The 7,202-nt window shown below is 69.2% G+C and carries 11 protein-coding genes; 1 reads left to right on the forward strand and 10 read right to left on the reverse strand.

Going from position 1 to position 7,202, the window contains the following annotated elements; all coding sequences use genetic code 11:
• Positions 1-55: 55 nt before the first annotated feature.
• From ACGFH8_RS09815 to ACGFH8_RS09825, 3 genes are all read right to left on the reverse strand, one after another.
• A complete protein-coding gene (locus ACGFH8_RS09815) occupies positions 56-859 on the reverse strand; it encodes an HAD family hydrolase (RefSeq protein ID WP_393365654.1) in 804 nt (267 codons plus the stop codon).
• Positions 860-1,341: 482 nt separating this feature from the next.
• Positions 1,342-1,698, reverse strand: a complete 357-nt coding sequence (locus tag ACGFH8_RS09820; protein WP_393365656.1) for a hypothetical protein — start codon at positions 1,696-1,698, stop codon at positions 1,342-1,344.
• A gap of 79 nt (positions 1,699-1,777) precedes the next feature.
• The gene (locus tag ACGFH8_RS09825; RefSeq protein ID WP_393365657.1) at positions 1,778-2,377 is read right to left on the reverse strand and encodes a TetR/AcrR family transcriptional regulator; all 600 of its coding nucleotides are present in this window, start codon (positions 2,375-2,377) and stop codon (positions 1,778-1,780) included.
• Between the two features lie 92 nt (positions 2,378-2,469).
• Here ACGFH8_RS09825 and ACGFH8_RS09830 point away from each other — a divergent pair, with 92 nt between their 5' ends.
• Complete coding sequence (locus ACGFH8_RS09830; RefSeq protein ID WP_393365659.1) at positions 2,470-2,871, forward strand: nuclear transport factor 2 family protein; 402 nt, start codon at positions 2,470-2,472, stop codon at positions 2,869-2,871.
• 32 nt (positions 2,872-2,903) lie between these two features.
• Here ACGFH8_RS09830 and ACGFH8_RS09835 read toward each other — a convergent pair whose 3' ends face one another.
• From ACGFH8_RS09835 to ACGFH8_RS09865, 7 genes are all read right to left on the reverse strand, one after another.
• Positions 2,904-3,071, reverse strand: coding sequence for a hypothetical protein (locus tag ACGFH8_RS09835; protein ID WP_393367112.1), 168 nt, complete (start codon positions 3,069-3,071; stop codon positions 2,904-2,906).
• A 35-nt stretch (positions 3,072-3,106) separates the two neighbouring features.
• Positions 3,107-3,466 (reverse strand): hypothetical protein, encoded by a 360-nt coding sequence (locus ACGFH8_RS09840; protein ID WP_393365661.1) that lies wholly within the window; start codon positions 3,464-3,466, stop codon positions 3,107-3,109.
• A gap of 79 nt (positions 3,467-3,545) precedes the next feature.
• The gene (locus ACGFH8_RS09845; RefSeq protein ID WP_393365663.1) at positions 3,546-4,040 is read right to left on the reverse strand and encodes a hypothetical protein; all 495 of its coding nucleotides are present in this window, start codon (positions 4,038-4,040) and stop codon (positions 3,546-3,548) included.
• Between the two features lie 78 nt (positions 4,041-4,118).
• A complete protein-coding gene (locus tag ACGFH8_RS09850; RefSeq protein WP_393365665.1) occupies positions 4,119-4,622 on the reverse strand; it encodes a hypothetical protein in 504 nt (167 codons plus the stop codon).
• On the reverse strand, positions 4,619-5,650 hold the full coding sequence (locus tag ACGFH8_RS09855) for a hypothetical protein (protein WP_393365666.1): 1,032 nt from the start codon (positions 5,648-5,650) through the stop codon (positions 4,619-4,621). Before ACGFH8_RS09855 ends, ACGFH8_RS09850 begins: the two co-directional genes overlap by 4 nt.
• A gap of 841 nt (positions 5,651-6,491) precedes the next feature.
• Positions 6,492-6,926 (reverse strand): hypothetical protein, encoded by a 435-nt coding sequence (locus ACGFH8_RS09860; protein WP_393365668.1) that lies wholly within the window; start codon positions 6,924-6,926, stop codon positions 6,492-6,494.
• A gap of 93 nt (positions 6,927-7,019) precedes the next feature.
• Positions 7,020-7,202: hypothetical protein (locus ACGFH8_RS09865; protein WP_393365669.1), on the reverse strand; the 183-nt coding region annotated here is incomplete at its 5' end.

Here is a 7,202-nt window from a genome sequence, read left to right on the forward strand (position 1 = left end):
GGCGACACGTGCCGAGGCGAGGGAACCGCAGGAATGGTCGCGCAGCCCGGACCGGTCAGGCGGTGGCGGCGGCGCGGGTCCGGCGATGCCGGCCGTACCAGGCGATACCGATGGCCACCCCAACCCCGACCCCCAGGGCCGCGGCGGCCACCGGGACAGCGGGTCGTTCCCGCAGGCGACGGCCCAGCGGGATCGGGTGCCGGAACTCCAGCACCGGCCAGGCATTCTCCGAGGCCAGCTTGCGCAACTGCCGGTCCGGATTGACCACACTCGGGTGACCGACACACTCCAAGAGCGGACGATCGCTGTACGAGTCGGAGTAGGCGTACGAGTCGGCCAGGTCGTAACCCCGAACCGCCGCCAACTCGCCGACCGCCTCGACCTTGCTCGGGCCAGCCGCGTAGAACTCGACCTCGCCGCTGTACCTGCCGTCCCGAACCGTCATCCGGGTGGCGATCACGTCGGTGACCCCGAGCAGCTCGCCGATCGGCCGGACCATCTCCTCGCCGGACGCCGACACCAGCACCACGTCCCGCCCGGCGGCCTGGTGCTCCGCGATCAGGACAGCGGCTTCGGCGTACACATAGGGGTTGATCAGCTCATGCAGCGTCTCCGCGACGATCTGGCGGACCTGCTCCACCTGCCAGCCCTTGCAGAGCGCGGCCAGGTAGTCCCGTGTTCGGGCCATGGTCTGCTCGTCGGTGCCGCCCAGCCGGAACATCAGCTGCGCGTACGCCGACTTGACCACGTCACGCCGGGTGATCAGCCCGTCCCGGTAGAACGGCCGACCGAACGCCAGGGCGCTCGACTTGGCGATGACGGTCTTGTCCAGATCGAAGAAAGCGGCACTTCGGCCCACGGCGCGAAAGTCTAGCCGGATGGTCTATCGTCGGCGGGTGCCCGGGGTCAGGCCACCCTTCAGACCTGCGGGCTGGCACCGCAAATCCCGCTTCGCGTGATCACGGTCACACTCCGCGAGGAGATTTTCGCAGTGAGTGGGGTCGGCACCACTCGACGTGACGGGTCCGCTCAGGCAGACTTGTCCGTACGACGCGCTTTCACATCCCCGAAACAGACAAAGACCCTCAGCGGTTGCACCCCCCGTGGCCGCTGAGTGGTTCGGCTCGACCCCCCCGGAGCCGAACCTTCGACGACCCCCGTCTCCCCCCGACGGGGGTCGTCCCTTGTCCGGGAGCGCTTCCGACCAGGCGAAGGCCTGCCGCGCGGGCCGGCCGGTCGAGGCGAAAGCTGCCGCCCCGGATCCAGTGGCGCCGCGACCGCTCGCACCCTCCTCATCGCGGGGCTGCTCGCCCAGACCGGATCGACAACAAACCTGGCCACTCAACCGCGGTAGCCGCGTCCACCCGGCTGAGATTCCCGCCGCTCTTCGACGATCAGCCCGCCGAAGACCGTCACCGGCGGCACCGAGCTGCCGACGATCAGCACGAGTCCGAGTCCGGCAAGGACCCACGCCCGCCCCACGATTGGCTGCCTTCTGGCGCGCAGCCACAGCCACACCGCAACGGGGTAGGCGATCAGCGCCGGCGCTCCGATCGCGAGGCTGGGAGCAAGGTCTGAGCCTCCTATGGTGCCAGTGAGCACGAACAGTGCCGCGGACGGCAGGGCGCAGATGCCGAGCACGCACATGGCGATGAACAGCAGTGTGCTGGGCATCCGCAATGGCCGGGCATCTTCCATCCGGCGACCGTACCGAATTGATGCCTCCTGAACCGCGCGCGATCACCGCCGCTGATTCCAGGTCGGGGGCTCGCTCGCCTCACCCGCTAGTGCCGTCCCTGTCCACCTGGACACCGCTGCGCAGCAGCCCGACGAGCCGTTGGGCGTGTGCCGCATTGGTGCCGGTGAGAGCGGCACCGCTGCCGATGGCCAGCAGATCGGTCACGGTGAGATCGGGTCGTACGGCGCCGGCGTCCTGTGCGCGCCGCAGCAGGTTGGTCGCCGTGGAGCGCATCGACTCATGCCACTTGTCGAACATTCCGGTCCGGCGGGCGCCGGGGCCTTCGGTGGCGGCGAGGGCGAGCGCGCGTTTCGTCGCGACGTGGATGACGAACGCGTCCAGCCAGGTGAAGAGTGCGTCTGCGGGCGACGGGTCGCCGAGCAGGTCGGCGCCCTGTCGGCACAGCGCCGCTACCTCGTCGGCATAGACGGCGACGAGCAGGTCGCCCCGGGTCGGGAAGTGCCGGTAGAGGGTCGCATTGCCGACGCCGGCCCGCCGCGCCACCTCGTCGAGGGCGACCTCGGACCCGGACTCGTCGACCAGTTCGCGCGCCGCGGCGAGCAGCCGCTCGGCGTTGCGTGTGGCGTCCGCCCTGCGCCCATGCCCGGGAATCGCCGGCTTGTCCGCGTTCGACGCCATCCGCAACTCCAGGTTTGCCAAGTGGGGAAATCCCCGCTTAGAGTACCAAGCCTAAGTGGGGAGCTTTCCGGTTAGAGCCAGTGGAGGACGCCATGACGCTGACCGCCGAGGACCGCGCGGCCATCACGGACCTGATCAACCGGCACGGCCACCTGACCGACAGCGGCGAGTTCGACCGGATGCACGAGCTGTTCACCGCGGACGTGGCCTATGACGTCACCGACCTTGGCGGCGGGGTGCTCACCGGGCTGGCAATGCTGAAGGACGCCGCGCTGGCCCTGGGTGAGGGGAACCCCGTCGCTCACCACGTCACAAACATCGTGCTCACCGAACTAGCCGACGACCGCGTGCACGCACTGTCGAAGGGCATCGGCATCAACGCGGACGGCACCATCGGCAGCGTGACCTATGAGGACACGATCGTGCGCGGCGACAGCGGGTGGCGCATCAGCCACCGCACGGTCCGTGCCCGGCGAGTCCCCCTGACGCGCTGACTGCTCTCCCCCGGACGTTCCTCTGGGCTTGGTCAGGTCCGGGAAGGAGCCGACGTCAGCCGGTGGGTGAGTTCGTCGAGGCACGCGGTGAGGTCGGCGGCGGTCGACATGTCGTAGTGGGTGCTGATGGCGGTGCCTGCGGAAAGATAGGCGAGGTCAAGTTCGGCTTCGGCGAAGTCATCAAGGTCTAGTTCCATCACGGCGCTGATGCTGGAGCGGCAGCGGCCGGCTCTGGCTAGTCCGTGAGGAAGATGCCGGTCATGCCCACGGCGGCGAGGACGACTGCGGCGGCGAGCACGAAGCGCCTCGGCCGCGGTTCTCGCATGACGTACGTGGCCAGGCCGAACGCGCCACCCAGGATCGAGATCGCGTACCAGGGGAACGTCGTCGGCGTGGGTTGGTCGATGAAGATCATCCAGGTGGCCATGACCGCGACGAAGATCGTGGCGTACGCGATGCTCTGCCGCAGGTTCCGATACGCGCTGTGCTGTAAACGGGCGACCGAAACGCGGTAAGCCTCCACCGCCGCGGCGCGTTCCTCCTCGCTGACCGGTCGTTGCTGGCACCAACTGCCATTCCTACGGCCCTGGCTCATGGCCGCGAAGGTACAACGGCTGTCACAGGTCCCGGCCGGCAGCGACCGTGTCGCTCCTGAAGAACGCTTACCGCTCTGGCTACCGCTCGCTGTCGCCGACGCCGCACACGGCACATCGTTCGCGGCGGCGAAGGTGATAGGCGTAGGCGGCGACCCCGAGCGCGGCGGCCCATATCGGCCACAGCACGTGAATGCCGACCAACCACGGCTGCGCCCCGAGTTCGCCGAAGAAGATGTCGGTGTTGCTGACCAGACCCAGCCCGGCCGACATGACGAGCGCGGCAACCACAATGGCCGGGATCACGGCCAGGCGCACCGGCACCGGCCTCCCGCCGAGCCGTACGACCCACCGAGGGAACACCTCTCCCCACCGCTGCACAAGCCCCAACGTCAGCCCCGCCCCCACCACGGCGAAGGTGGCCAGGGCACCACCACGCCACCGTCCGTCGGTCTCCAGCAGGTGCCGCATCGCGGCGTCACTGATACCAAGGGGAACACCGACCATCCACGCGTACCGGGTAGCCGCGAACAGCAACGGCACGGTGACCGCGACGCCGGTCGCCCATCGACCCACGGCGGCCGCGTCAAAAGATGATCCGGTACGGGTGTGTGCCCGGCCGCACGAGACGCAGGCGCCCCGACTGTCGCGCTGTCAGCGCACCAACCGGATGGCCACCAGCAGTCCCGCGGAGACGCTGACGCCCTGCCAGGCGATCGTCGTGGTCACGATCGAGCTGTAGTCGACGTCCGGCCAGCCGAAGGGCGCGCCCAGTACGAGCATCGGCAGGTAGGCGACCAGGGCCAGGAGCCGAATGTCGGGCACCACGAACAGCATGACGACCACCGCCCCATACCCCGTTACGAGAATGGCGGCCCGAGCGACACCACCTGGACGCGCGGCGCGACGCCCCGCCGTCGCGAGCATGATCAGCATCGCGCCGATCAGGATGCCTGCCAGTAGTGCCGCACCGACTCCCGGCGGAACGGCCCGGATCAGCGACATGTCGTCGACCGGGTCGTTCGGTCCGAACGGGTAGCCCTTCCCGGTTGCCGCGCAGATGAGCGTCAGCACGGCCAGACCACCGGTGGCGATCACGGCGGCTTCGCCGTACCGGTCCCGGTTCCGGACCCGGTCGGAGCGGTTCGCCGCCGTCACAGCGTGGCCCCGGCGATCGCGGGGTGCTGGCCGCCGGGTCGACGTTCCAGGAGATGCAGGACGGCGGTGATCGCCAGGGCCGCTCCGGCGAGCAGCGCGCCCAACTGGGTGAGCCCGTTCAGTGCGGTGACGTTGTCCGACTCCGGCGCGCCGAGGACCACCGCCAGGAGGGTCAGCATCGCGTACCCGAACATCGCGCCCGTGCCGACCCAGGTGAGCGCCAACCCCACGCGCGCCGCCGTGCGACTACCGGCGGTCGGCTGGCGCAGCATGAGCAGCACGCCGGCGGCAGCGGACGCCGCCATCACCGCGTTCACCACCTCACCCGACCGAGCCGTGTACTCCCAACCCTCCTGGTAGGCGCCCACGAACGCGCCCTCCGCGCCGAACGCCATCACCAGGTGCGCGACAGCGATAGCCGCAGCGGCCGCGCCACCTGCGCGGGCAAGCACCACCTGTAGGCCACGGGTCGCGCCGGACCCGCTGGCCGACGGCCGGTCGAACAGGTACGACCAGCGCGACCCCGCGTACCCGAGGAAGGCGGCAGACAACAGCACGCCCTGCAACGCGAACGACGTGTAGACCACCACATAGGTCCAGGGGGCCACGAGGCCACCGGTGAGACTCACCTCGCGGCCACCTGTCACCGTGCCGGCCAGCGCGCCGTTGACCACCTCGATCACTGCTGGGGTCAGCAGCCCGATGCCGACCCAGACCGGCGCCAGCACCAGCCACGCCGGCAGCCGCAGCCCCCAGCGGTGCGTGAACGCCACCGCGACAAGGATCGCCACGACGTCCATCACCGCGGTGACGATGTTCGGTGCGACGAAGTCCGCGCCACGCGCCGGGGAACCCTCCGGCACACCGACCATCACCCCGCCAATCCACAACACCTTCAGAACCAGGTACGGCAGCACCGCGACGACCACCCCGTAGCCGATCACCATCCGGGTCACCCGCGCACGCCGCGCTCGGTCGACGACCAGCCCGTCCGGACCGGGGCCACGCGACACCACATCGACAGTCATAGGCCGATGGTCCGGGCCGACGGGGCGCCGCTCCTCCCCAGTAGAGGCCAGTGCCTTCCCTCAAGCGGGGGAGCGTCGACTGCCGGCATCCCGCGCTGATGCCCTGCCAGTCGATCGCCGTGGTCACGATCGAGCGGTATCCGACGCCCGCAATCCACGTGATCGAACATGACCTCGCTTCGGAAAGCGGTCCGGAGTGGAGCTACGCGCTGCCACCGTCTCGCTGAATCATGACGAATATCCACTTTCGGCAAACGGGTATATGTGGCTAAACAGACTTCAAGGTTTTAATCGGTCGAATACGCTGCACTTCGCCGTGAAGTATCGGTAAGTCACTGCCAAGTAGCTCTGGGTGTGTCCGGAGTGGCTCTCTGGAGGGGTCATGAACAACGACCGACGGCTGCAGCGCGCCCTCAAGCATGGCCGCGCCGCGTCAGGGCTGAGTTCTGCCCTGCTGATAGTCGGGATGACGGGCGGGCCCGCAGCCGCAGCGCAACCCGAGGAAGTGACGTCCTCCGCCCGGGGCGCGCACATCGGTACGCCCGGTCCGCTCGGCCAGTACGGCGGGTGGCCGTTGTCCTGGTCGACCGTCCGCCTGGACGCCGATGGACCTGACTCGTCGGACCAGCACCCTGACACGCCAACGGACTGTGGCCCGCAGGGCTGGCAGGGCCCGTGGGGTGGAAAGGACGGGGGCAAGCACCCGTACGACTCGCATGGCGGCAAGGGCACTCAAGGCCCCCAGGGCGACACCGGTGCTCAGGGCCCGCAGGGTGACGTGGGCGCACAAGGTTTCCAGGGTGCTCGGGGCAACACCGGCGCTCAAGGCGAGACCGGCGCCTCAGGTGCGCAGGGCGATGCGGGTGCTCAAGGCGCGCAGGGCAACGTCGGTGCTCAAGGTGCGCAGGGCGATGCGGGTGCTCAAGGCGCGCAGGGCAACGTCGGTGCTCAAGGCGCCCAAGGCGATGCCGGTGCTCAGGGCGTGCAGGGTGTGGCCGGTACTCAGGGCGCTCAGGGTTTCCAGGGTGCGAACGGTGATGTAGGCGCTCGGGGTGCTGTTGGGGCGCAGGGTGAGGCCGGTGTTCAGGGTGCTCAAGGGGCACAGGGCGACGCCGGTGTTCAAGGTGCTCAGGGTGATGCTGGCGTTCAGGGTGCCCAAGGTTTCCAGGGTGCCGTAGGTGCTCAAGGCGAGGCGGGGGTTCAGGGCGCTCAAGGTGCTCAGGGCGTGCAGGGCGAGGCCGGCGTTCAGGGTGCGCAGGGTTTCCAGGGTGTGCAAGGCGATGCTGGCGCGCAGGGAGCGCAGGGCGAGGCCGGCGCTCAGGGCGCACAGGGTGCTGAAGGTCTACAGGGCGCGCAGGGCGCTGAAGGTCTACAGGGTGCGCAGGGCGCTGCAGGTCTCCAGGGTGCGCAGGGCGATGCTGGCGCTCAGGGCTCTCAAGGTGCGCAGGGCGAGGTCGGGGTTCAGGGTGCTCAAGGTTTTCAGGGCGACGTAGGCGCTCAAGGTGCTCAGGGCGTACAGGGCGAGGTCGGCGTTCAGGGCGCGCAAGGCGCT

Origin of the sequence: Micromonospora sp. NPDC049175, assembly GCF_043197345.1 — a bacterium.
Lineage (GTDB): Bacteria > Actinomycetota > Actinomycetes > Mycobacteriales > Micromonosporaceae > Micromonospora.

Excerpts from the sequence above, each read along its gene's own strand:
- ACGFH8_RS09825 (WP_393365657.1), bottom strand. The coding sequence starts at position 2,377 with ATGGCGTCGAACGCGGACAAGCCGGCGATTCCCGGGCATGGGCGCAGG.
- ACGFH8_RS09840 (WP_393365661.1), bottom strand. The coding sequence starts at position 3,466 with ATGAGCCAGGGCCGTAGGAATGGCAGTTGGTGCCAGCAACGACCGGTC.
- ACGFH8_RS09830 (WP_393365659.1), top strand. The coding sequence starts at position 2,470 with ATGACGCTGACCGCCGAGGACCGCGCGGCCATCACGGACCTGATCAAC.
- ACGFH8_RS09855 (WP_393365666.1), bottom strand. The coding sequence starts at position 5,650 with ATGACTGTCGATGTGGTGTCGCGTGGCCCCGGTCCGGACGGGCTGGTC.
- ACGFH8_RS09820 (WP_393365656.1), bottom strand. The coding sequence starts at position 1,698 with ATGGAAGATGCCCGGCCATTGCGGATGCCCAGCACACTGCTGTTCATC.